The organism is Thiorhodospira sibirica ATCC 700588 (assembly GCF_000227725.2).
GTDB classification, from domain to species: domain Bacteria; phylum Pseudomonadota; class Gammaproteobacteria; order Ectothiorhodospirales; family Ectothiorhodospiraceae; genus Thiorhodospira; species Thiorhodospira sibirica.
Map to the genome: position 1 here is coordinate 483867 of NZ_MU255056.1, position 24979 is coordinate 508845.

Here is a 24979-nt window from a genome sequence, read left to right on the forward strand (position 1 = left end):
AGGCGTTTCCGTTGACCTGCCCGCAGTGCGGCGCCGAGATGCGGATTCTCGCCTTCATCACCGAGGCGGTGGACGTTCGGGCCATCCTGGAGCACATCGGCGAACCCGCCACTCCGCCCCGTATCGCCCAGGCGCGGGGTCCGCCGGAGTGGTACGAGGACGCTACGGAGCATGCCATCGCTGCTGAGGCAGGTTCCGCAGGTGATCCCTACGCCCAGCCCGCGCCGGAGTGCGAGTACGACCAGCGGGTGTCCTGGTAAAGCAGCTCCCTTGGGCTGCTAGCCCCACCGTTGCCCGCTTTCCACAACCCAACCCATCGCCCACCGGAAAAACCGTCTCGCCACCCCTTGGCGGGCCGATTTCGGCCTGATAGGCTGCCGACGCTGCTCAGACGGGGCTTCCGTTGCGACTTGACAGGCACCCGGATCGAAGGGATATTGCGGTGAAGGCGGTTGGATTTCCTATCCTTGCGTGAACGCTGGGCGATTTCTGTGGCGGCGTCTTGATGCAGCGGCGTTTGCAGGATGTCGGCGGCGCGGGTGACAATGCGCGCCAGTTCTTCGGTGCTGTAAAACTCCAAGCGCTGCACAATGCCAAAGCGGTCGCGCAAAGGCGAGGTCAGCAAGCCCGCTCGGGTAGTCGCGCCCACCAGGGTAAACGGCGGCAGCTCAAGCTTGATGGAACGCGCTCCTGGCCCTTCGCCGATCATGATATCCAGCTGAAAATCCTCCATTGCCGGATATAGCACTTCCTCCACCACCGGCGAGAGTCGGTGAATTTCGTCAATAAACAGCACATCACGCGCTTCCAGATTGGTCAACAGCGCCGCCAGATCACCGGGGCGATCCAGCACTGGCCCCGAAGTCTGGCGCAGATTGACCTGTAATTCATGGGCGATGATGTGCGCCAGGGTGGTTTTGCCCAGACCCGGCGGCCCAAAGATCAATACATGATCCAAGGCCTCGGCGCGCATCCGTGCGGCCGGAATAAAAATCTCCATTTGCTCGCGCACCACCGGTTGGCCGACATACTCGGCGAGCCGTCGGGGGCGGATGTGCCGCTCCAGGGCGTCTTCGTCAGGGGCAAGTTGGGCGGTTATCAGGCGCTCGGACATGATGCGTCAAATCTATGGTCATGCGGGCGGCAAAGTTTGCCGCTTCCGCAGTGGCATGAAATCCCTACCCTTCGCCAATCCTGCGATATTCCTCACGGTTTCTCCAGCACTCTGTTTGTTTTTTATGACTATTTTTCAATAAATTATAAATCAGGCCCGCTTTTTGCATTGATGCTTGTCAAGCTCAGTAAACCCTGTGACTCAGGGCAACACCCTTACATCTAACCAAACACCTAACGAGGATTTTGACCATGAATAAATCACTGTGGATCGGCAAAACGGGCCTGGATGCACAACAAACCCGCATGGCCGTGGTGGCCAATAATCTGGCCAATGTAAACACCACCGGCTTTAAAAAAGGCCGTGCCTCCTTTGAGGATCTGATCTATCAAAACGTGCGCCAGGTAGGCGCGCAGGCCGCGCAAAACACCGAGCTGCCTTCCGGGCTGACCATCGGCACCGGGGTGCGCACGGTGTCCACCGAAAAGCAATTCACCCAGGGCAATCTGATTCACACTGATAATTCCTTTGATGTCGCCATTCAGGGACGCGGGTTTTTCCAGATTCTGATGCCCGATGGCACGGTGGCCTATACCCGTGATGGCAGTTTCCAGCTCAACAGCGACGGCCAGATGGTCACCTCCAACGGCTATCAGCTTGAGCCGGGGATCGTGATTCCTGAAGGGGCGGTGGCCTGCTCCATCAGCCTGGATGGCATCGTCAGCGTCCAGCTCGCTGGCGATCCGGCACCGATTGAGGTCGGCAATATCCAGCTGGCTGATTTTATCAATCCGGGCGGGCTGGAGGCGATGGGCCAGAACCTGTTTCTGGAAACCCAGGCCAGCGGTGCGCCACTGCCCGGTGAGCCGGGGCTGAACGGTTTAGGCACGCTGCTGCAAGGTTCGCTGGAAACCTCCAACGTCAATACCGCCGAGGAATTGATCAATATGATCGAAACCCAGCGCGCCTATGAAACCAATGCCAAGGTGATTGCCGCCGCCGATCAGATGCTGCAATACACCAATAACACCCTCTAAGCCATCCCAGCGAGGCCATTGCGTCATGAAAACCCTGTACCTGCTGTGTGTCGTCTTGCTGTTGGCATGGCTCAGTGGCTGCGCCAGTGTGACCCCCGTGCAGCGGGGCGATTCACCCGAATTTAGCGCCATCAAACCACAGTCCCCGCTGCCGCCGGAACAAAATCAGGGCGCGATTTTTCAGGCGGGGAATGAACGCACCCTGTTTGAGGATTATAAAGCGCGGCGCGTGGGCGATATCTTACAGGTCTTGCTGATGGAGCGCACCAATGCGCGCAAATCCGCCTCGACCAGCACCAGCAAAGACAGCAGCGTCGAGATTGCCGATCCGGTGATTTTTGGCCGCCCGATTACCAAAGACGGTCGTCCGATTCTGGGCGCCAGCATTGGCGGCTCACGCAGCTTTGATGGCGCAGGTGATGCCGCCCAAAGCAACCAGCTCGACGGCACCATCACCGTCACCGTCGCCGAGGTCTTGGGCAACGGCAATCTGGTGGTGCAGGGCGAAAAATGGATTGGCATCAATCAGGGCAAGGAATACATCCGCCTGCGCGGCATCGTCCGCCCGGTAGACATTCGCGCTGATAACACCGTCTTGTCCACACAACTGGCCAATACCCAGGTGATTTATGGCGGCACCGGCGCACTTGCCGACAGCAGCAGCCAAGGCTGGCTGACCCGCTTCTTTAATCACCCGATCTGGCCCTTTTAACCCGGAGTCCCTGACCATGAACCGCTCGACTCATTCTCTGTGGCACACCGCGCTGGTGCTGTCTGTCCTGATGCTGCTGTTAGTCACCGCCCCGGTATCCGCCTTTGAGCGCGTCAAGGATTTGGCTTCAGTGGCCGGTGTGCGCAATAACCAGCTGGTTGGTTACGGTCTGGTGGTCGGTCTGGATGGCACCGGCGACCAGACCACCCAGGCCCCCTTTACCGTGCAAAGCCTGAAAAACATGCTTGGCCAGTTGGGGGTTACCGTACCGCCCAATGTCAACCCGCAGCTTAAAAATGTCGCTGCCGTGGCGATTCATGCCGATCTGCCGCCCTTTGCCAAGCCCGGCCAGACCATTGATATCACCGTATCTTCCATCGGCAATGCTGGCAGCCTGCGCGGCGGCAGCCTGTTGATGGCCCCGCTTAAAGGTGCCGATGGCAATACCTACGCCATCGCCCAAGGCAATCTGATTGTCGGTGGCTTTGGTGTCGCCGGTGCAGATGGCTCGCGGGTATCGGTAAATATTCCCAGCGTGGGCCGCATCCCCAATGGCGCCACCATTGAACGCGAAGTGCCTTCCTCCTTTGCCCGTGGCGACAGCATCACCCTGAATCTGCACCGCCCGGATTTCACCACCGCCACCCGCCTGTCTGAGGCCGTCAACAACTTTCTCGGTCAGGGCACCGCCGCCCCGCTGGATGGCTCCTCGATCCGGGTGCGCGCCCCGATGGATCCCGGCCAGCGCGTCAGCTTTATCTCGGTGGTGGAAAACATCACCCTGCAAGCCGGCGAGCCACCCGCCAAGGTGATTGTCAACTCACGCACCGGCACCGTGGTCATCGGCAATAACGTGCGCGTCTGGCCGGCCGCCGTGTCACATGGCAGCCTCACCGTGACCATCACCGAACGCTTTGATGTCAGCCAGCCCGAACCCTTCAGCCAGGGGCAAACCGTGGTCACGCCACGCACCGACATCGACGTGGAAGAAGCCGGTAGCCCGATGTTCTTGTTTGGCCCTGGCACTACGCTGGATGAAATCGTCCGCGCCGTGAATCAGGTCGGCGCCGCCCCCGGTGATCTGGTGGCGATTCTGGAAGCCCTGCGTGAGGCCGGTGCCTTGCGCGCAGAACTGGTGGTGATTTAGCCATGAATACGCAGTTTGACAGCGCCTATCTGTCCACCGAATTACAAGGCCTTGCGCAGCTGCGCAGCCATGCGGTGCAACAGCCCGACAGCCCGGAAACCATCGACGCGATTGCCCGCCAGTTCGAGGCCCTGTTCATTCAGATGATGCTCAAAACCATGCGCGATGCCATGCCGGTGGACAGCGGGATGCGCAGCGAACATCTGAAGATGTTTGAAAGCATGTATGACCAGCAGCTGGCCCTGGATATGAGCAAAGGCAGCGGCATCGGTTTACGCGAGGCCCTGGCCCGCGATTTAGCGCCGCATCATCAGGCCGCCCTGGATCCGGATCGGGAACTACGGATGCCCACCGAACGGGTCCCTGCCCTGCGCGCCGCCCTGGAAACCATCAAGGCCGCCCGCGAGGCCGATGCCGCCCTCAGCCCTGCCCCGGTACGGGAACGGGGACGGCCCGCCGCCGCTGAGCGTCCAGAGCCTGTCGCCGCCGCTGCCAACCCGCGCCGCGCCAGACCGGCGGTCAGCGCGCCGACCGATGCCCCGGTACTGGATCACAACTGGCGCCCACAAAACGCCGAGGAATTTATCCGCGATTTATGGCCCCATGCCCAGCAGGCCGCGCAACGCTTAGGCGTTGACCCCGAGGTCTTGCTGGCCCAGTCCGCCCTGGAAACCGGCTGGGGACGGCACATCATGCGCCACGGAGATGGCCGTAGCAGCTTTAATCTCTTTGGGATCAAGGCCGATCGCAGCTGGCAGGGAGAGCGTGTGAATGTCTCCACGCTGGAATACGTCAACGGCGCCTTTGAGCGCCAGCGCGCCAATTTTCGCGCCTATCAAAGCCCGGCAGAAAGCTTTGAGGACTATGTCAATTTTCTGCAAAGCAACCCGCGCTATCGCCACGCCCTGGAAGTCACCCATGACCCGGAGGCCTATCTGCGCGGACTGCAACGGGCGGGCTATGCCACGGACCCGGCCTATGCCAACAAAATTCTGAACATTTTAAATCGAGGCTCATTGCCGCAAACCCTCTCGGCGCTTGAGTCTCAAGCTGATAATGCGTAAGCACTTTTTATGTTAATCACCTGCATCTATCCGGAGGTTTGCCGCCATGAGTAACAACGGTATCTTAGGCATCGGGACATCCGCCCTGCTCGCCTTTCAACGCGCCCTGGCCACCACAGGCCACAACGTCGCCAACGTCAACACGCCCGGCTACAGCCGCCAGCGCATTGATCTGAGTGCCCAGCAACCGGCCAATCATCTGCAGTCCTTTTATATCGGCAGCGGGGTCCGGGTCGATAACATCCGCCGCGAATTTGATCAATTCATCGAAAATCAGCTGCGCAACAGCGTCACCAGCGCCGAAGACGCCAACGTCTTTTACAGCTTTTCCCGGCGCATTGACAACCTGCTCGCCGACCCGGCTACCGGCCTGACCCCTGGCATCAACAAATTCTTTGCCGCTCTGCAGGATGTTGCCAGCGACCCGACCTCCATTCCCAGCCGTCAAGTATTGATCTCGGAAGGCGAATCCTTGGCCCATCGTTTCGGCTTTTTGCAAACCCGCCTCAATGAGCAGCGCGAGATTGTCGAAGGCCAGATTGGCACCAATGTTGATGAAATCAACCAGCTCGCCAGAGGGGTGGCCGATGTCAACGAACGCATCGCCTCCTTGCGCGGCACCCCAGGTCAGCCCAACGACCTGCTGGATCAACGCGACCAGCTGATTCAACAGTTGGCCGAACGGGTCAGCGTCACCCTCGTTGATCAGGACAATGGCGCGGTGAACGTGTTTATCGGCAAAGGTCAGCCACTGGTGCTGGGCTTTAAGAATTTTGAACTGGAAGTCAACCGCAACGGCCCCGATCCACGCCGCCCAGAGGTGGGTCTGAAAACCACCGGCGGCACCATTCAGGTCAGCGGCGTGCTGGACGGCGGACGCCTGGGTGCCTTGCTGAATCTGCGCAGCTCGGTATTAGACGAAGCCCAGAATAACCTCGGGCGCGTCGCCGTGGGTCTGGCCAACGCCTTCAACGAACAGCATATGCTAGGCTATGACCTGGATGGCAATCTGGGACAGGCGTTTTTCAAATTACCGGAGCCGGATGTACAGGGCTTTCGTGGGAACACCGGGACAGGAAAACCGGTGGTTAGCATTGATGCCAACAATCTTGCCAATCTGACGTTGGACGATTATGTGTTGGAGCAAGCGGGTGGCAACTGGACGTTGAAATCCATGCAAACAGGACAAGTTATTGATGCGGTAGCCGGTAATTTTGCGCATGTGGGTTTGAATATTGATACGACGGGTCTAATCGCCACAGACAAATTCTTCATCAGCCCCACACGCAATGCGGCCAGTCAAATGGGCGTACTGATCAAAGAACCGCGTGAACTGGCGGCTGCCTCTGCCGCCACAGGACGCTCCACTAATCTGGGCACTGGCGTGGTGGAAGGGATTACCTTCCCTGCTCCTTTCAACGCAGAAGTGTTGCCAATTGTAATTAGAGCCAATGTAGATAATACCGGCGCGATTACCTTTGAAATCAGTGGTGACCCGGTTCCTACGCCGATAACCCCTACCATTGATCCAGATACCGGCGCATTTATATTCACGAACATCAACGGCACCGGCATTAACCTTACGCTCTCCGGCACCCCCGAAAATGGCGATGAATTTGTCCTTCCGCACCCCGGCGAAGTGGGTGATAACCGTAATGCCTTGATGCTCGCTGAATTGCAAAGCAAGCGCTTCCTCGCCAATGGCACCACCTCGATTGAGGCTGATTACGGCAACATCGTCGCCAAGGTTGGCACCAAAACCCGCCAGGCCGAAATCACCCATCAGGCCCAGCAACGCCTGCTGGCAGAGGCACGCACCCAGCGCGAAGAAAAATCCGGGGTCAATCTGGACGAAGAGGCCGCCAATCTGCTGCGCTTCCAGCAGGCCTATCAGGCCTCGGCACAGATCATTGCCGCCTCCAACACCATCTTTGACACCTTAATTGCCGCTGTTCGGCGCTAAGCGAGGGCCGCCATCATGCGTATCTCCAGCTTCCAGATATACAACACCGGGATCGAAGCGATTCAGCGCCAGCAAGCCGAACAATCGCGCACCCAATTACAACTCGGCTCCGGGCGGCGTATTTTAACGCCCTCCGATGACCCCAGCGGCGCGGTACAAACCCTCGAATTTGAAAGCCGCATCGCCAGCACCGAGCAATATCAGCGCAATGGCTCCATGGCCGAACAGCGCCTGCGCCTGGCCGAAAGCACCTTAAGCTCCGTAGGCGATGCCCTGCACCGGGTGCGCGAGATTGTCATTACCGGCATGAACGCCACGCAAACCAATGAAACCCGAGGCTATCTGGCCGAAGAAGTGCGCCAGATCGCCAAACATGTGGTGCAACTCGCCAACACCCGCGAGGCCAACGGCGAATACATCTTTGCCGGGTACAACACCTTGCAACTGCCCTTTGCCGCCAATAACGTACCCGACAGCGAGCAGCCGATCCGTTATCTGGGAAGCAACGAACAGCGCGAAGTGCAAATCAGCCCGACCCGCCGTGTTGCTATCGGTGACTCCGGTCAAACGGTGTTCATGAGTATCCGGGATGGCAATCGTACCTTTGCCATTGATGCGGGGATTCCTGATCTTGCTAATCCAGGTAGCTTATTACCAAATACCGGCAGCGGCATTGTCGGCGTGGGGTCGGTAGTTGATCCGGTGCAATGGAATGCTAATGCAGATACATATACAGTGACATTCAGTGTAGATGCTAATGGCGCAAGAACTTATGAAGTTACGCGAGACCCAGCTGGCGCTATTCTTGGGCCAGATGGAAATCCATTAACTTTTCCTGCTGATTACGTCGAAGACGGCACCATTGAGTTCAACGGCATCCAGTTCTCCGTCAGCGGCCAACCCGCAGACGGTGACAGCTTCGTGGTGCGGCCATCAGCAAATCTAGACATGTTCCAGATCTTTGAAGACATCGCCAAAGCCCTGGAAGCCCCGCGCACCGATGAAGTCTCCCAGGCCCGGCAGATGAACGCCCTCAACCACGGCCTGCAACGCCTGGACAACGCGCAAGAAAACACCCTGCGCATCCGCGCCACCCAGGGTACCCGGCTGCAAGCGGTTGACGAACAGCGCCTGATTCACGACAACCTGCTGCTGAATCTCAAAACCACGCTCTCGGAAATCCGCGACCTTGATTACGCCGAGGCCATCAGCCGCTTCCAGCTGCAAATGACCGGCCTGCAAGCCGCCCAACAGTCCTACACCCAGGTGCAGCGACTGTCCTTATTCAACTACCTCTAAACACACGAAGTGGCGGCGGCTTTTAGCCGTCGCAAGCTGTGCTGGACACATCTTGCGCTCGCTGTGGCGACACCTTCCAGGTGTCGCTTTCTTTTTGCGGCATCAAGATGATGCCGCTACGTTTTGATGCCGAGCTGGGGCTCAGGCTCCCAAGGACGGCGTTCCAAGCGGTGGTTATAAAAATCAGGGTACGACGTTTGACATGTGACCGACGTAGTAGCGCATGTGGACGAGTTTGCCGTTGACATCGCGAAACAGCAGATTCATGGTGTGGATGTCTTGGTACATGACGTGGACATGGCCGGTGAGGTGTTGCATGTGGGTGCGCATGCCGCTGACGTCGTGTTCCATGCTGAGCATGTTGCGGCTGATCATGTCCATTTGATCCACCATGACCGGCATCAGGGCGATGTTTTGGCCCATGGCGCTTACATGGGTGCGCATGCCGCTCATGCGTTCGCTCATTTCGCCGAATTGTTCGTACATGGTGGTCATGTTACGGATGATGATCTGGGTTTCCTGTGCCAGGTCGCTGACAAAATACAGATTGACCAGGGCGACCAGGCCGATGAGCAAAAATACGATTTGTAACAGGCGCTGGGTACGCCGGGCCAGACCTGCGTCAATGGCCTGAGTGGCGCGAATGCTTTCCTCGGTTTGCTTGAGGCGGTGGAGGATGTGGGCTAGTTCGTCTCGGTGTTGCATGGTGTGATGAGGTGACCTGCAGCGGGTAATGGAAAAGCCTTGCGCGCTTAACGCATGGGACTAAAGGGCGCCCAGGGCATGAATTGATTGAACATCTGCATGGGCTTGGACATGTGTTGCACGTCACGGGTCATCATGCCCATCTGCGCATCCATGATACGAAAGGACTCGCGCATCTCTGAGACCGAGGAGGCCAGCCCTTTGATGTCTTCTTCCATCACGCCCATGTGGGCGTAGATCGTGTGCATATCGCCGCTCATGTGGGCGACGCTTTGATTCATGCTGTCCATGCGCCGCACAATGGCGCTCATGCTGTCTACGTCACGGTCCATGCGCGCCATGGCGAGCAGCATGGCGTCCATGTCTTTGTTCATCTGTGTGAAGTGGGTGTTCATGATGGAGCTGACCTGGCTCATGTGCTTCATCTGCGTTGACATCACCAAAATCAGGAAAAACAACGCACCAATCACCAGCGCAAAGCCCAAAAACGTGGCCCGATAGAGAAAATTCAGGCGTTTGGCCATATTGGCGGTATTTTGCGCCTGTAAGGTGTGGATGGTTTCAAAGCAGCTGAGCGCATTATCGACCTGTTTGGGATTCATCATGGCGTGGCTCCCTCAGTAGCTGGCGAGAGCTGGGCGCGCAGGCTTTGAATCTGCCAGGCGACGGCGGCATCCTGGGGATAGCTTTCCTGTAAGGCCAGACATTTCTCCAGAGCGGCCTGGGGTTTGTGGTCGATGTAGCGCAGCGTCAGGGCGGCTTCATAACGGTTGATGTATTCCTGACAGGGGGCAGCCAGTACGCCTTCGGGCAGGGGGCCGACCAGTTCGTAAATTTTCATCGTGGCGCGCTGGTCGTTTTGCCGCCGCATGTCGATCTGATCCAGCCAGCGAAAGCAGAAGTCCTTGCTGACCTGGGCATGCAGAACGTCGCTGATGATGATTTGCGTGCCATAGCGTTTGTTCAGGCGCTCCAGCCAGTGACTGATGGCCACGCCATCGCCGAGCACCGAATAAAACATATATTCATCGGAACCAAAATTGCCCACGATGCATTCATCGGTGTGCAAGCCGATACGGATGGCCATCTCCGGGAACTGTTGTTCTCGCCAGCTGCGATTGAGTGTCTGCACGGCCTTGAGAGCGTCGAGGGCGGCGGTGCAGGCTTTGCGCGCATCCTGCGGATCGGCAAAGGGGGCACCCCAGAAGGCGATGATACGATCATCAATGAATTTGTCGATGATGCCGCTGTGTTGGGCAACGGTTTGAAACATTTCGTTTTGATAGCGGGTCAGGTAGGTGATTTTCTGCTGGGTCTGCATGCCCCGGCTATGCCGTTTAAGCTCGGTCACTTCGCTATTCATCAAGATGAGTGGGCGCGCCTCGCCGCCGAGTTTGGCCTCGTGTTGGGTGTGTAGAAGCTGACGAATCAGCGCGGTGGGGACGTAGCGGTTAAAGGCGACCAGACTGCGGCTCATGTTTTTGATCGAGCTGTCGAGGCGGCGAAACTCATTGAACGGGGCATTGACCGGCTTGAGTTCATTAAAGCGCAGCTGCTCCATCAGGTCGGTGTTAGCGACCACTTGCTGTAGGGGGCGGGTCAACTGGTTGGCAATCACATAGACAATGTAGGTGGCCACAATCAGCAGGATCAGGGCCAGCATCAGCGAGGTGTACAGCCCCCGGTTGATGGTTGCCAGCACCTCATAATCGGGCACGATGCCCAGCAGATACCAGTCCTGATTAAAGCCTCGGGTAAGCTGCGAGGCTTTGATGAAGTAGCGCTTGCCGTCCAGCGTCAGATTGAGCACCGCCCCGCCGCTGCTGGGTGCGCTGTTGAGCTGGGCCTGGACGGCCTCCCAGGCCTGGGCAATCCAGGGCGGGTTGATGTGCGCCAGTTTGAGAATGGATTCATCCCGCTGGGTGCTCCTGAGCGCCAGATTTTGGGAGTTGGCGAGCACCTCTTCTGCGCCGTTGATGATGAATAAATGCCCCAGACGCGATTCGCTTAGAAACTGGTTGAGATCTGCCAAACCGATGTCGATTCCGGCCACCCCTTTGAGTTGCCCCTCGCTGTCCAGAATTGGATAGGAGATGGTGATGCCCAGCCCTTCGCCATCTTGCAGGGTGTAGACATCGCTCCAGTGGGGCTTGGGCGTAGTAGAAACCGCCTGATACCAGGGCCAGTCGCGCGGATTGTAGTCCAGCGCTTTGGTAATGCGCGCAAGCGGTTGATAGTCCGGATCGCGGTAAATCCATTCTTCATAGCCGTCGGCCTGACTGAAGTAATTGATGCGGGTAAGTTGATAGGGCTGTTTGCGCGCCTGCAAGAAATTGCCGTGTTGGTCTGCGATATAGCTGGCGCGATAAAAAGGCGAGCGCTGGTTTAAGGTCCACAGTAAGGCCATGACCTCCTCATGTTCGGCGATGAGATCTTTATCCTGCACCACCAAAGACAGCATCGACAAGCGATTGCCGGTGAGTTCGACCAGATTGTTGATGCGTAACAGCATTTGATCCACGGTGCTGTCAATGATCCGGCTGCTCAGATCAATCACGCCGGAACGCGCCTGATAATAGCTGTTGAGCGCCACCACCGAGACGGTGATCACCAGCAACAGACTGAACAACACCAGAATAACGCTTTTAAAACCGACTTTCATGTTTCGTGTGCTCTAGTTTGGATCGTGCCCCAACCCTACCTTTAGTGGCGACACCTGGAAGGTGTCGCTTTTTTTGCAGCGGCATCTCAAAGATGCCGCCACCGCTTAGTCTGCACGGGCGGTGATCAAGTGTAGCCGCGTGCGCACATAGCTGTAATACAAGACCGGGATGAGGATCAAGGTCAGCGCGGTGGAGACAAAGATGCCAAAGATCAGGGCAATCGCCAAGCCGCTAAAAATCGGGTCATCGAGAATAAAGAAGGCCCCGATCATCGCCGCCAGGCCGGTGAGAATAATCGGCTTGGCGCGTACGGCACCGGCGTTGATCACCGCCTGCTCAATGCTTTGACCACGGCGCACCTCATCGTTGATGAAGTCCACCAACAAGATGGAGTTGCGCACGATGATCCCCGCCAGCGCAATCATGCCGATCATGGAGGTCGCGGTAAACTTGGCGTCCATGAAGAAGATATCCATGAAAGCATGACCAGGCATTACCCCGATGATGGTCATGGGAATCGGCGCCATGATAATCAAGGGCACGGCATAGGAACGAAACTGCGCCACCACCAGCAGATAAATCAGCAGCAGTCCCACGGAATAGGCAATTCCCATGTCGCGGAAGGTTTCGTAGGTCACTTGCCATTCGCCATCCCACTTCAGGCTGTAAAACGCCGGATCCTCGGGCGGCTGGATGAAAAACTGCTCCAGCGGCTTGTCATAGACCATGGGGATATCACGCAGCTCCGAGGACAAGGCAAACATGCCGTATAAGGGGCTGTCGAGTTCACCGGCCATATCCCCAAACACATAGACCACCGGCAGCAGGTCTTTGTGGAAAATGCTCTGCTCACGGGTGGTTTCACGCACCGTCACCAGTTCGCCGATCGGCACCATCGCCCCGTTTTGTGCGCGCACTTTAAGCTGCATCACCTGATCCAGACTGGCCTTGTCCTGTGAGCGGAAATCCAGGCGGATGGGCACGGCATATTTCACATGACTGTCATATAAAAAGCTGACATCCTCGCCGTTTAATACCGCCTGCACGGCATGGGCGATGCTGTCTTGCGCCACCCCCAAAAGGGCCGCTTTTTGCCGGTCGATTTCCAGGATATAGCGTGCTCCGGGGTATTCCACGCTGTCATCAATATCCACAATCCCGCGCCCGCGTTCAAAGACCTCGCGCAATTGCGTGGCCACAGCGATTTGTCCCTGATAATCCGGGCCATAGATCTCGGCGACAATGGGTGACATCACCGGCGGGCCGGGCGGCACTTCGACGACCTTGACCCGTCCACCGTGGCGGCGGGCGATTTCATGCAAGCTTGGGCGCACCTGCGTGGCAATCACATGGCTTTGCAGGCTGCGATCATCTTTGTGGATCAGATTGACCTGGATATCGCCCTGATGCGCTTCGCTGCGCAGATAATACTGACGCACCAGACCGTTAAAGCCTATCGGTGCCGAGGTTCCGGCATAGATTTGATAATCCGTGACCTCCGGGATGGTCGCCAGATAGGCCCCCATTTCCGCCAGCACCGCTTGGGTATGCTCCAGCGTGGTGCCCTCGGGCATGTCCAGCACCACCTGAAACTCGGATTTATCATCAAAGGGCAGCATCTTGAGCACTACCCACTGAAAATACACCAAGGAAACCGAGGCGATAATCAGCAGCAGGATGCTGAAATACAAGAGCAGGCGGCGTTTGGCCGCCCAGGCGCCGCGCAGAAACGGCCCGATGATGGCATTGGCAATGGCATATAGGCGATCCGAGGCCGCTTCGCCGCCCCCCGCATGGCCATGTTCCGGGGCTGTTCCCGCCGGGGCAGCGTGGGCGTGAGCATGGCGGCGCAGCAGTTTGTAGGTCATCCACGGGGTGACGATAAAGGCCACAGCCAGAGAGATCAGCATTCCCATGCTGGCATTGATCGGAATCGGGCTCATGTACGGCCCCATCAGGCCGGTGACAAAGGCCATCGGCAACAGTGCCGCAATCACGGTAAAGGTGGCCAGAATGGTGGGGCCGCCGACCTCATCCACCGCCAGCGGAATCGCCTCCAGCAAGGTTTTCTCGCCGAGCTGCATGTGACGGTGAATATTCTCCACCACCACAATCGCATCATCGACCAGGATACCGATGGAGAAAATCAGCGCAAACAGTGAAACCCGGTTGAGGGTAAAGCCATAGGCCCAGGAGGCAAACAGCGTCAGGGCGAGGGTGATCACCACGGCGGTGCCGACAATCAAGGCCTCACGCCAGCCCAGCGCAATCCACACCAGCACCACCACCGCACTGGTGGCAAAGATCAGTTTTTTGATCAGATGCTGGGCTTTTTCATTGGCGGTTTGTCCATAATCGCGGGTGATGGTGTATTCCACTCCCTCCGGGATTAAGGTGCCTTGCAATTGCTCCAGGCGCTGGCGTAGCCCTTGGGAGATATCCACCGCATTCATGCCGGGCTGTTTGGCCACAGCGATGGTCACTGCCGGATGGAGCAGCCCCGCCGGTTGCGCGCTGGCAGCCCCGTGTGCAAAGCTGACATATTGATGCGACGGGGCCGGCCCGTGTACGATCTCGGCAACATCGCCCAGATACACCGGACGGCGTTCAAAGACGCCGACCACCAGCTGTGCCACTTCCTCCACCGTGCTGAGAAAGGTGCCTGCCTGCACGGGGATTTGCAGGTTATCGCGGATCAAGACTCCGGCATCATAGGAGCCATTACTCGCCGACAGGGCGCGCCGCAGATCATCCAGGGTGATGCCATAACCGGCCAGGCGGTGTGCATCCAGCAGCACCTGCACCACATGATCCGGGCCGCCGAGGGTGTAGAGATCCCGCGTTCCCGGAACCCGTTTGAGTTCGGTTTCAATGGCATGGGCTACGCGCAACAATTCATGACTGCCCCGCGTTGGATCCTCGGTCCACAGGGTCACGGTAAAAATTGGCACATCATCAATGCCGCGTGGTTTGACAATGGCCTGACCAACCCCCAGCCCGCGAGGCAACCAATCCTGATTGGAATAGATCTGGTTATACAGTCCGACAATGGCCTCGGTGCGGTCGCGTCCAACCTTGAATTGCACCGTGACCATCGCCATCCCTGGACGTGAAACCGAATAGATATGCTCCAGCCCTTCGATTTCGGATAACACCTGTTGTGCCGGAATACTGACCAGCTGCTCCACTTCCTGCGCACTCGCCCCTGGAAAGGGGATAAACACGTCCACCAGCGTGACGTTAATCTGCGGCTCTTCCTCACGCGGTGTGATCAGAATCGCAAACAATCCCAGCAACAGCCCGACTAAGGCCAGCAAGGGCGTGATTTGTGATGTCAAAAAGGCCTTGGCTACGCGCCCCGAAATACCCATATTCCCCCCACGGGAGCGCCGAGCCCTCGCTCGGCACTCACGACTGATCAATCGTGGCGGACGCATCTTGCGTTCGCTTGGTTTAAGCGACACCTGGAAGGTGTCGCCACAGGCAGGTGCATCTTGCGTTCGCCTGGTTTAAGCGACACCTGGAAGGTGTCGCCACAGGCAGGTGCATCTTGCGTTCGCCTGGTTTAAGCGACATGAAGATGATGTCGCCACTTTGCGTCAGGATGCCTAGCGCTGGGCCTGTTGTTTTAGGTATAAGCCCGCCCTGATCGGCTCCAGCGCCACCCGCTCACCCGCCTGCAGGCCAGCTAATACCTCGGTGAAGACCTCATCTGCATGGCCGCTGCGAATCTGGCGCAGGTGTACGCGATTATCCGCCCCCACCACATACACGGCGGTTAATTCACTGCGATGCATCACCGCCGCACGAGGAACCACCAGCCGCTGTTTTTGGCCCACGGTAAAGGCCACTTTCACCGACATCCCCGGAAACAGGCCTGAGATGCCGGTGGGCAAATCGGCACGCACCCGAAAGGTATTGGTCTGCGGATCGGCATAGGGGAAAAAGGTCAAGGTCTGGGTCGGTACGCTGAGCCGATCTTCCATGTGTACCGTCGCCTGGCGATGTTCGCGCACCGCGTTGATATGGCGTTGTGGCACATCGGCGGTGATGCGCAAGGCATCTAGCGAAATGCCTGCCATCAAGGGCTGGCCGGGATTCACCGTCTCGCCAATTTCGACATAGCGCTCCAGCACAATCCCGGCAAAGGGCGCCCGCACCCGGGTATATTCAAGCTGTTCGTTCGCCTCATCACGGCTGGCGCGGGCGGCATCCAGGCGGGCACGGGCCGCATCGCGGGCGCTGGTGGCCCGATCCATATCCGCTCTGGACACGAGATTGCGGGCGAAAATATCGCTGATGCGTTTAAATTCCGCCTCGGCCTCGCGCAAACCGGCCTGGGCCTCATTGAAGGCGGCGTTGGCCTGATTGACGCGCGCCCGTTGTTCGGTGTCGGTCAAGCGAACGATCAGGCTGCCCGCTGTCACATAATCATCCACATCGTAGGCAATCTCCATGATCCGCCCCGAGCCTTGCGCGGAGACGGTGGAGCGATGCACGGCTTCAATGCGCCCATCCAGCACTAACTGTTGGGCGCTGTCTTGATACACCGCCGTCTCGGTGGCAAAGGGAAGGCTCGCCGCTGACAGCCCAGCCGCATACCCCCCAAAAAGCCCCAAACACACCACAGCCCACAGCCACTGCCGCATTTTCTGCATAGCGTTCCCCTGACGATAAAAGATTAAAAAATTAGGATATTTTTATAAATACAGCGCAACGCACGGCGACGGCCTGGATGCCTTCGCTCCCCGGCAAAGAACGACCAAAGCCGTGCGCAGACCCGATAAACTCACATCACTGGCAATCGACCCACTGCATAGAGGGTGGTTGTGCGGGAATATAAAACACTTCGCGGCCATCTGCACCTAAGCTGGTTTCCAAAGCCAGCTGTAGCGGACTGCGCTCACTCGGATCAATGGGCTGATCCGCGCCAGCGGGCATCACCTCAACGCCACGCTCGGCGCTGTCATCCGTATCCTCAGCAAAGGGATTATCCCCCAGACTGGGATCGAGGGTTAAAATCGCTGGCGGTGCATCCAGCAAAAAGGTCACACCATCAAGATTGGTAAAGGCTGCTTGCCCAGCCGGCACAATCACCTCGCCCACACTCAGGGTTCCTACCAGTGTCTGGGTATACAAACCATCTGGCGGCGGATCAATGCCGATATGTTGCAAATCCATGCAATCGCCCCAGTCACGCCGACAAAAGCGCAGCCGAAACTCGGTGCCACGGATACCGATGGTGGTCACCGGGGTGTGCAGACGATAGCTTTCTTGCTGCGCATCCCCCACCGCCCCGGTGACCGCCCGCAATCCGCCGCGAATCAGGCGCTGCACCTGTGTATCTTGCGTGACATCGCCGCTATATTGATAGGACTCAATCAGCAGACGGCTCACCGGGCGCAAGGTCAGCGCGCCCCCGTCTGTAAAGCGCAGACGGGCACGGCTGTTGACCCCGGTCGCCACCGTATCCCCGACAAAAACCGGATCATCCTGCGACAAGGCACGCACCTCAAGGTCTCGCTCCAGTGCGGCAGTCACCGAACCACTCAAGGCGGTGACATGCGCCGCTGGATCAGCAGCCAGAACGGTCGATATCGTCAGCAGCCAAAGGCCCATGCAGAGGAGACCGCGTTTAATATATGTATGGTGCATGGCGTCACTCCTCAACGACACATTAGTTGCTGGCCGACGATACCCCCGCCGCTAACCCCAATCAGCGGCTGCGTGCGCAGATCATCCTCATCCGCCGCCCCGTTGATGCTGGCCGTCTGCGGATGCATCTCCCACGCTGCATCGTCTCCTGCAAGCGGTGTATCCATCAGCTGCATAATGGACTGCTCGACCTCGGCCACCACCCGTTGCTCGGCCATTCCTGGCGTGGGTTCGGGTTCTACGGGTTGTTCAGGTTCTACGGGTTGTTCAGGTTCTACGGGTTGTTCAGGTTCTACGGGTTGTTCAGGTTCTACGGGTTGTTCAGGTTCTACGGGTTGTTCAGGTTCTACGGGTTGTTCAGGTTCTACGGGTTGTTCAGGTTCTACGGGTTGTTCAGGTTCTACGGGTTGTTCGGGTTCTACGGGTTGTTCAGGTTCTACGGGTTGTTCGGGTTCTACGGGTTGTTCAGGTTCTACGGGTTGTTCAGGCTCTACCGGTTCTTCTGGGTCTGTTGGTTCTTCTGGGTCTGTTGGTTCTTCTGGATCAACGGGGTCTTCTGGGTCTGTTGGTTCTTCCTGCAATTCCCCATCAAATCTGATTTCACCGAAAGCACTGAGGGTAATATTGTCGTTGATGTTGATGGAGCCGCCTGGGGCATACAGATCGATATCGCCCGCCGTGGAGGTGATGTTGCCATCGACATTTAAATCACCGATGGTCGCCGCTTCAAGGTAGATATTGTTCATCGCCAGCACCCCGCCCTGGCCGATAGATAAGGGGCTGTTGGCGATCAGGGTCACAGCCCCTGCTGGCGCCGAAAGCTCGTATAGCGGGCTGGTGAACAAAGGGCCGTAGTTGGTGATATAAACATCCCCAGAGGCGGCATGGATCTCATCTAATCTTAAGGTGGCCGGATTGGCGGGGCCATGATTGACCAGATAGATACCACCGGCATTCACCGTGGCACTTAGTTCGGCGGTGTCTGTGTTCAAGGCCGCCGTTGGGCTTCCCATCCCCTGGCGGGCCTGAAGATGCAGGCGCGGTGCGATGAGCGACGCCGAGAGCAGGGTCAGACGCCCGGCGGTCTCCAGATGGATCGCATGAAGCGCCGTCAGTGTGTGCGGTAGTTCGAGGTTTTCGCGGCTGTGAAGATTCAGAGTATCAAAGGTGGGCGCAATATTTCCCCCGCTCCAGGCAAAATCATCAGTGACTATCAAATCCCCCGTACCCTCAAGTAGGCCCCCCTCAAGGGTTAGCGCGGCAATATCGCCTCCTGCCAATAGCGCCACCCTGCCACCGCTTACTGCCAAGGCATCAAGCGCACCCGTGTCATGCAAGGAAAGTTGCCCTGATGTTACCGCCAGGCTGGCGATCTGATAACCACCCTGCAGATCCAGGGTGCCGCCAGAGACAGACAGGGCACCTGTAATGGCGGTGGAGCCGGTGACATTCAGCGTCCCACCCTGCACATCCAGCGCATTATTGGCCGCAATATCAAGTCCGTTGATGGTGGTTTCCAGTGCCGGATTGACGCGGCCATAGGTAACGGCGTAGCCGGGGGCGCCGCTGATCAATACCTCATGCCCGGCCTCGGGCAAGCCGCGTGACCAGTTGCCCGCCGTCTCCCAGGTCAGTCCTCCTGCCGCATTGGTAAAGACGTTGGCAGTGTCGCTCACCCCGCCATAAATCAAGCGCGCTGCCTCGCCCTCGCTCAAGGCATAGCCGAGGTTGAGCCCGGCAAACTCCGGCCAGACCTCAAACGCATTGAAGCGACCGTTTAATGTACCGTCAACCTGCAAAAAGGGAAAAACGCTGCCGGGTGCAGGCTGGTAGTTATTCAGTAAACGCGCCTCCAGAAGGCCATCGAGGTGAATATCACCGACCACGCGAATGCGGCCAAACTCGCCGTCTTGCGTTCCCTTGATGCCCAGCTTGATGCGCGCCTCGGCAGTATTGACGAAGTTGCCGGTAATCTCCAGCGTATCCAGGGTGTCTGAATCGACCAGCACCGCCACATCACCGTTATTGCGCAGATTGCCCGCAATCGTACCGCGTCCAATCAGCTCGCCGTGATTGATCACCTCCGCCGCCTCAATGGTATGCGCCCACAGGGAATACGGCCCGGCATGGTTCTCAAACGCCACACCGGCGGCGACACTCAGGCGATCACTGCTCAGCGTGTAGGGAATCTCCACAGCGTCCAGCGCTCCCCGCGCCCGACGCAATAAATCCTCGCCTTGCACCTCGGCACCGGCGGAATCCAGTCTGAGCAGACCGAGCTGCAGGCGCTGATCGTCCAGATGGCTGGCATTGTAATACCAGCGCACATAAGCACCGGGGGCGTCTGGGCGTCCGGCGATATAACTGAGCAAGGCGCCCGGTTGCTGCGGGATTTGACTGCCCTGCAAGGGCGTCTGGAAGAGCCCATTGGCATCGGTCACCGATTCGCTAATCAATACACCGTCAATGTAGGTGCGCACCACCCAGCCGCTATTCACATAAGCCCCAGCGGCATCCAGCACAAAGCCTGAAACGACATAATCCGCTGGCGCAGACGCGGCCCACGTCAGATAGGGATAAGAGGCCCCTTCATCAATGCCCCATAGAGCACTGAAATCCCAGCCAGTGAAACTGACACGCCGCATCATGGCATCACTGTCCAGGCCGGTGCAGCCGTCAATGACGCCGCCGCTGCCAGCGCACTGGCTCAGCCCGGAAGTGGTCGTGTTCCAGTAGGCAGAGATTACCTCGTTAGCGCCCCTATCCTCGCCAATCAAGCCGCCGATCTGGTCGCTTCCTGTCACCGCGCCGGAGGCATAGCTGTGTGCAATGCGGGTGCGTTGCGCGTTATAGCCCACCAGCCCGCCCACTTGCGTCGCACCGGCCTGACCGACATGGCCTGCGGCATAGCTGTTTTCAATAGTGCCTGCATTCGCACCCACCAAACCGCCCAGCTGCTGGCTATCCTGACCGGCGGTAATGTGGCCTTGAGCATAGCTTTGCTGAATGAGTCCATCGCCTTCCGTCACCGTGGTGGAACCGCTGACATTTTCCCCCACCAGACCACCGAGCCTCTCACTGCGATCTCCTGCACTGACATTCCCGGTGGCATAGCTTTGCGTGATCTCTGCATAGCGGTTTTCGCCGACCAACCCGCCGAGCATCCGGCTATCATGGCCGCCTTGCACCTCCCCCGTGGCATAGCTTGCGATAATGATGGCATTGTCATTTTCTCCCGCCAAACCGCCCAGCTTTTCGCTGTTATCATGGCCGCGTATGTAGCCGGTGGCATGGCTATGCTCGATACGCCCCCAGTTACTGCCCACCAGACCGCCGACATAGCCGATGCCCTTGGCATAGCCCGTCGCATCACTGTTAAGAATTTGGCCACTGCGCAGATTTTGCCCGACCAATCCGCCGATGCGTGATCCAGACATTTCAAAATGGACATTCACCGCGCTATGGCTGTCAGTAATGCTTCCCTGATTGGAGCCCACCAGCCCGCCCACCTCGCTGATCCCGGTAAACTCCGGATTGGCCTGCATCCAGCCCTGCGTGTGGCTTTGCAAGATCTGACCGGCATTATTGCCGACCAGCCCGCCGACGCTGCTAACCGAGGATGCCTGGATTTCCAGCATGACCTCTGCCTGGCTGGCCTCAATCGCCCCCTGATTGTGTCCCACCAGACCGCCGATGCGGCGACTGCCTTGCGTATCAATCTCGATAAGGACATCCTTAGCCTCACTGGCATCAATGCGCCCCGATGTCGTACTCCCTGCCACGTTATAACCGACCAGACCGCCGACCCGATCTTCACCGCGCACAAGGCCGCTGTTCACCACCCCGGCGTGTACACTTCCCTGCTGATAACCTGCCAGCATCCCGACATTTTGCCGGCCTGTGACCTGACTTTGTACCACCGAGCTAGAGACCAGCGCACCATAATTTCTGCCGACCAGCGCGCCTACATGCAAATCCCCGGCGATAGTGGCCCCCTGCAGCGTCAGGTTGCGCACCACGGTATCTGTTCCGGTGTAGCCAAACAGCCCCACATCCAGGGTTTGTGGCCGCTGGATGTGCAGATTGCTAATGCGATGCCCCAAGCCCGCAAACACGCCGCCAAAGTAGTGACTGACACCCGTACTACCGGAACCAATGGGCATAAATCCCGCGCCCTCATTCCAGGTGCGGGTATTGGAGGCATCAATGTCTTGACCCAGCACATAGTCCTCATTGCGCAGCGAAGGATGGGCAATGGCCTGCAAGGTGGGGCGTTGAGGCGGAGCAGTGTGATCCCCGGCCTGTCCGAGTTCGGTGATCACCGTGTATTGGCGTTCGGCACCATCTGAGCCTAACTTGGTGGAAAAGGTGCTGGTGGCCGACAAAGACACCGGCTGATGCACGTAATATTCGGCGGGATTATTCGCGGCCACGGCTTTTTGCCCATACTCCAGCGCCAGCCCCGCGCCCTCAAGGGCCGACATGGGAGCATTGATATGAATATCATTCCAGGCGCTCAGGGTCAGCGTATGGGCACTCCAGGACACCGCATCATCGACGAGGATATCGCCATTGCCCGTGGCATCATCCGCTACATTGCACGCCACCCCCGTACACGCCACGCCGACAGCGAGGGTCTGAATGGTCACATCGGTGCTCGCCAAGGCCGCTGACAGTGCCGCGCCGGTAATATCGCCGCCGCTGGGGGCTATGGTGAAATCCTGCGGATCAATCAGCCAGGTGCCGGTTTTGCCCTGCGGCGCGGCGGTGGTAATCACCGCATCCGGGGCAATACTGACCTGTGCCGCCGAGGTTTCGATAAAGCCACCATCGCCCCCCTGCGGGGCCGAGGCATCCAGCACACCGCCAATCTCAATGCGATTATCCTCAACGATGCGCCCCTCGTGCATCCCGCCGAGGATAAAAATCTCGCCCTCATGCTCTTCAATGGTTTGCGCCCGCACCAGTCCTTGATTGTTCACCACCGTCGCTTTCAGGCCATTGGCGACCCGCGCCGTCATGATGATGCGCCCGCCATCGGCGAGCAGTTCACCGATATTTTCCACCCCCGCCAGGGCGCTCAAGGTCGCCCGATCCACCGAAAGATTGATCAGTTGATCACCGTCGATGTCCAGCGTGATGCGTTCCCCGCTGACCAGCGCAATATCACCGAGACGAGCCTGCACAATGCCCTCATTGCGGGTGTAATCACCGGCGAGAATCACATAGCCCGCATTGGCATTGATCAGGCCGCGATTGATCACCCCGACCCCGTGCGTCGGTGCATCCACCGGGCGCTCAAATACAAAGCGCCCGGCCATGAAATCCTCATTGTGAATATCCAGCGTAGACGCCACCAGACCCTGCACATCCACCCGGCTTTGCGGGCCGAAGACAATGCCTTGCGGATTGATCAAAAACACCTGCCCGTTGGCCTGTATCTGCCCCAGAATCTGGCTGGGATTTTGCCCCAGAATGCGATTTAAGGTTGCAGCGTCAGCGCCGGGCTGTACAAAGCGCACCAGCGCATCGACATTCACATCAAAGCGTTGCCATTCAATAATGGCGCGCTGGCTATGCTGTTCAATCAGTGTGGTATGCGCATCCGGGCGCGAGATCGTCGCCTCACCGGCGCGCAGCTGTTCGCCACCGGGGCCGCCCCATCCGGGCACGGGAAGCAACAAGGTGACACATAAAAGACTGCTGGAGGCCAGCGCGCTTGGCCTCAAATATGGCGTGGCCCTGGGTCGTCGTTGGGTACCAGCCTTGATGGCCTGCTGTATCGCCAAAGCCAGTGGCGTGCATGGATGCGGGGGGCGTGTGCGGATAACGCCTGTGCGGGGAGAAGGAAAACCATCAGATCGTCTTGATTTCATGATGCGCACCTGCTGTCGCTAAACACCTTAAAAGGTCGTTGCCAGATGAACCCAATACAGGCTGCGGTCATCGTGGGCCTGCTCACCGCTCAAGGCATAGGCCCAGTGCAGACTCAACTGGTGGCGTTGTTGCAGTAACACCGCGCTACCCAGCCCCGCTGCCGTCAGCGAATCACTGCGCGAGAGACCCTCAGGTGGCCGTATCCGCTCCACCCAGCCGCTATCGACAAAGCCACGCAGACTGAGGTCAGCCTGCTCCAGGCGCACATAGCGGCGCAGTTCAGCGCTTGCCTGTAGTCCTTGATCACCGCGCTGGCGCGAGGGCACAAAGCCACGCACGCTGTGCGGCCCGCCGAGGCTAAATTGCTGGCTATCGGGCAAGGGATCCAGCGAAAGCTGGGCGCTACTGCGCAGATGCACGCCCCAGTCCGGGTTTAGCAGGTAATCGAAGCTACCGCTGAGCGCCAGGCGACCCTGCATCGCATCCTCATTTGGGCCATCATCATGACAGCGCAGATTGCTGGCAAAACTGGCACTCAGTGAATAAAAGGCCTGCGCCAGCCGTCGATCAAACTGTAAGCGGGTGTCGAGGTATTGGATGCTGGCATCGGTCAAAGGCACCCCGTCCAGATCAGAGCGGCCTTTGCTGTGTACCAGCGCCGCACTCAAAGACAGATTTTGCACCCGGCGACGCTGTAGCGGATAGCTGTATTGCAGGCGCGCATGTTCACTCACCCCATCCATATTCAGCGCGGCAAAATCGCCCCCGACATCATAGTCGGCACGGCTGTAAGCCAGACTGCCAACCCCGCCGCGATAGCCCACCGGGCGCGACCACTCCACGCGCCCCTGACGCAGTAAATTGGATTCCGCCACGGTGATGCCCAGACCCAACTGATCACCCCTGCCGCTCAGATTATAAAGATTGGCGGCCGTACCCACGCGCCACTGCCCGACACTTTCGGGGCCATGATTATCCACACTCAGGCGCAGATTCCAGCGCGTTTCTTCCATACGCAGGCGAATGTGTGAGGTGCCGTATTCCTCACCGGGAATGATCACCGAACGCGCCACCAACCCCGGTAGATCGTTGAGCAGCAAAATCTCCCGCTCAATGACATCAAAGCGCAGCACCTCGCCGAGTGCAATCCCGCTCAGATGGCGATGCAGGGTGTCATCCTGATAGCGCTGATTGCCCTCAAACAAAATCCCGGCAATCTGGCCCTCAATGATCTCAATCCGCACCCGCCCATCACTGACCCGCTGCGCCGGAATGGTGGCACTGGCCACACTGTAGCCGTGCTGCTGATAAAAAGCGGTAATCTCATCGGCCGTGGCATAAATCTCCGCCAGGGTCAGCGCCTGTCCATAGCGATCTGCAATCACTGCTTGCAGCGCCTCATTGCTGAAAACCTGATTGCCGACAAACTCAAAGGCATGGATGGTCACGCGAGGCCCGCCAGCAGGAATGTCGGCTGGCAACGGTGCGGTCATGGCAGGGGGGAGTGGATCAGCGGGAGGACGTGCGGGGGGAACAGGGGGACGTAGTGATTCTTCAACAACACCAGGGCTTGGAAACTGCGCCATTGCCGGTGGCGTCAAGCCCAGCAATATCAGCACCCCAAACGCATATAGCACCCCGCAAACATGGGCTGCAAACAGCCCGCGAGAAGAGCGGTACACGAACATGCAGAATTCCTCATCGTGGTGGGCAGAGCAAACGCATCAGAACGTGATCACCGGC

15 protein-coding genes and 1 pseudogene are annotated in these 24979 nt (G+C 58.4%); 7 read left to right on the forward strand and 9 right to left on the reverse strand.

Features of this window, described 5'->3' with window-relative positions; translation table 11 throughout:
• A pseudogene (locus tag THISIDRAFT_RS15155) lies at positions 1-260 on the forward strand (IS91 family transposase); the annotation flags it as partial.
• On the opposite strand, the gene ruvB reads toward THISIDRAFT_RS15155, so the two are convergent.
• Positions 209-1114 carry a Holliday junction branch migration DNA helicase RuvB gene (gene ruvB, locus THISIDRAFT_RS02390; RefSeq protein ID WP_006786631.1) on the reverse strand — a complete coding sequence of 302 codons (906 nt, stop codon included), beginning with the start codon at positions 1112-1114 and terminating at the stop codon, positions 209-211. The pseudogene THISIDRAFT_RS15155 and the gene ruvB overlap by 52 nt on opposite strands.
• Before the next feature lie 251 nt (positions 1115-1365).
• Here ruvB and flgG point away from each other — a divergent pair, with 251 nt between their 5' ends.
• From flgG to flgL, 6 genes are all read left to right on the forward strand, one after another.
• Complete coding sequence (gene flgG / locus THISIDRAFT_RS02395) at positions 1366-2151, forward strand: flagellar basal-body rod protein FlgG (RefSeq protein ID WP_006786632.1); 786 nt, start codon at positions 1366-1368, stop codon at positions 2149-2151.
• Positions 2152-2176: 25 nt separating this feature from the next.
• On the forward strand, positions 2177-2863 hold the full coding sequence (flgH, locus tag THISIDRAFT_RS02400) for a flagellar basal body L-ring protein FlgH (protein ID WP_006786633.1): 687 nt from the start codon (positions 2177-2179) through the stop codon (positions 2861-2863).
• A gap of 70 nt (positions 2864-2933) precedes the next feature.
• Positions 2934-4010 carry a flagellar basal body P-ring protein FlgI gene (locus THISIDRAFT_RS02405; RefSeq protein ID WP_246585412.1) on the forward strand — a complete coding sequence of 359 codons (1077 nt, stop codon included), beginning with the start codon at positions 2934-2936 and terminating at the stop codon, positions 4008-4010.
• A gap of 2 nt (positions 4011-4012) precedes the next feature.
• Positions 4013-5074 (forward strand): flagellar assembly peptidoglycan hydrolase FlgJ, encoded by a 1062-nt coding sequence (flgJ, locus tag THISIDRAFT_RS02410; protein ID WP_006786635.1) that lies wholly within the window; start codon positions 4013-4015, stop codon positions 5072-5074.
• 46 nt (positions 5075-5120) lie between these two features.
• Positions 5121-7037: a flagellar hook-associated protein FlgK gene (flgK, locus tag THISIDRAFT_RS02415; protein ID WP_006786636.1), complete on the forward strand. Its 1917-nt coding sequence runs from the start codon at positions 5121-5123 to the stop codon at positions 7035-7037.
• Between the two features lie 15 nt (positions 7038-7052).
• On the forward strand, positions 7053-8336 hold the full coding sequence (gene flgL / locus THISIDRAFT_RS02420; protein ID WP_006786637.1) for a flagellar hook-associated protein FlgL: 1284 nt from the start codon (positions 7053-7055) through the stop codon (positions 8334-8336).
• A 183-nt stretch (positions 8337-8519) separates the two neighbouring features.
• Here flgL and THISIDRAFT_RS02425 read toward each other — a convergent pair whose 3' ends face one another.
• The 8 genes from THISIDRAFT_RS02425 to THISIDRAFT_RS02460 all read right to left on the reverse strand — a co-directional run bounded on the left by THISIDRAFT_RS02425 (position 8520) and on the right by THISIDRAFT_RS02460 (position 24924).
• The gene (locus tag THISIDRAFT_RS02425) at positions 8520-9041 is read right to left on the reverse strand and encodes a hypothetical protein (RefSeq protein ID WP_006786638.1); all 522 of its coding nucleotides are present in this window, start codon (positions 9039-9041) and stop codon (positions 8520-8522) included.
• Positions 9042-9088: 47 nt separating this feature from the next.
• Positions 9089-9646, reverse strand: coding sequence for a hypothetical protein (locus THISIDRAFT_RS02430; RefSeq protein WP_006786639.1), 558 nt, complete (start codon positions 9644-9646; stop codon positions 9089-9091).
• The gene (locus THISIDRAFT_RS02435) at positions 9643-11703 is read right to left on the reverse strand and encodes a cache domain-containing protein (protein ID WP_006786640.1); all 2061 of its coding nucleotides are present in this window, start codon (positions 11701-11703) and stop codon (positions 9643-9645) included. The genes THISIDRAFT_RS02430 and THISIDRAFT_RS02435 overlap by 4 nt, the downstream gene beginning before the upstream one ends.
• 105 nt (positions 11704-11808) lie before the next feature.
• On the reverse strand, positions 11809-15075 hold the full coding sequence (locus THISIDRAFT_RS02440; protein WP_006786641.1) for an efflux RND transporter permease subunit: 3267 nt from the start codon (positions 15073-15075) through the stop codon (positions 11809-11811).
• Positions 15076-15312: 237 nt separating this feature from the next.
• Positions 15313-16353 (reverse strand): efflux RND transporter periplasmic adaptor subunit, encoded by a 1041-nt coding sequence (locus tag THISIDRAFT_RS02445; RefSeq protein ID WP_040851653.1) that lies wholly within the window; start codon positions 16351-16353, stop codon positions 15313-15315.
• Between the two features lie 145 nt (positions 16354-16498).
• Positions 16499-17359 (reverse strand): FecR family protein, encoded by an 861-nt coding sequence (locus THISIDRAFT_RS02450; RefSeq protein WP_006786643.1) that lies wholly within the window; start codon positions 17357-17359, stop codon positions 16499-16501.
• Between the two features lie 11 nt (positions 17360-17370).
• The gene (locus THISIDRAFT_RS02455; RefSeq protein WP_221913942.1) at positions 17371-23043 is read right to left on the reverse strand and encodes a two-partner secretion domain-containing protein; all 5673 of its coding nucleotides are present in this window, start codon (positions 23041-23043) and stop codon (positions 17371-17373) included.
• A 219-nt stretch (positions 23044-23262) separates the two neighbouring features.
• A complete protein-coding gene (locus THISIDRAFT_RS02460) occupies positions 23263-24924 on the reverse strand; it encodes a ShlB/FhaC/HecB family hemolysin secretion/activation protein (protein ID WP_006786645.1) in 1662 nt (553 codons plus the stop codon).
• Positions 24925-24979 lie beyond the last annotated feature (55 nt).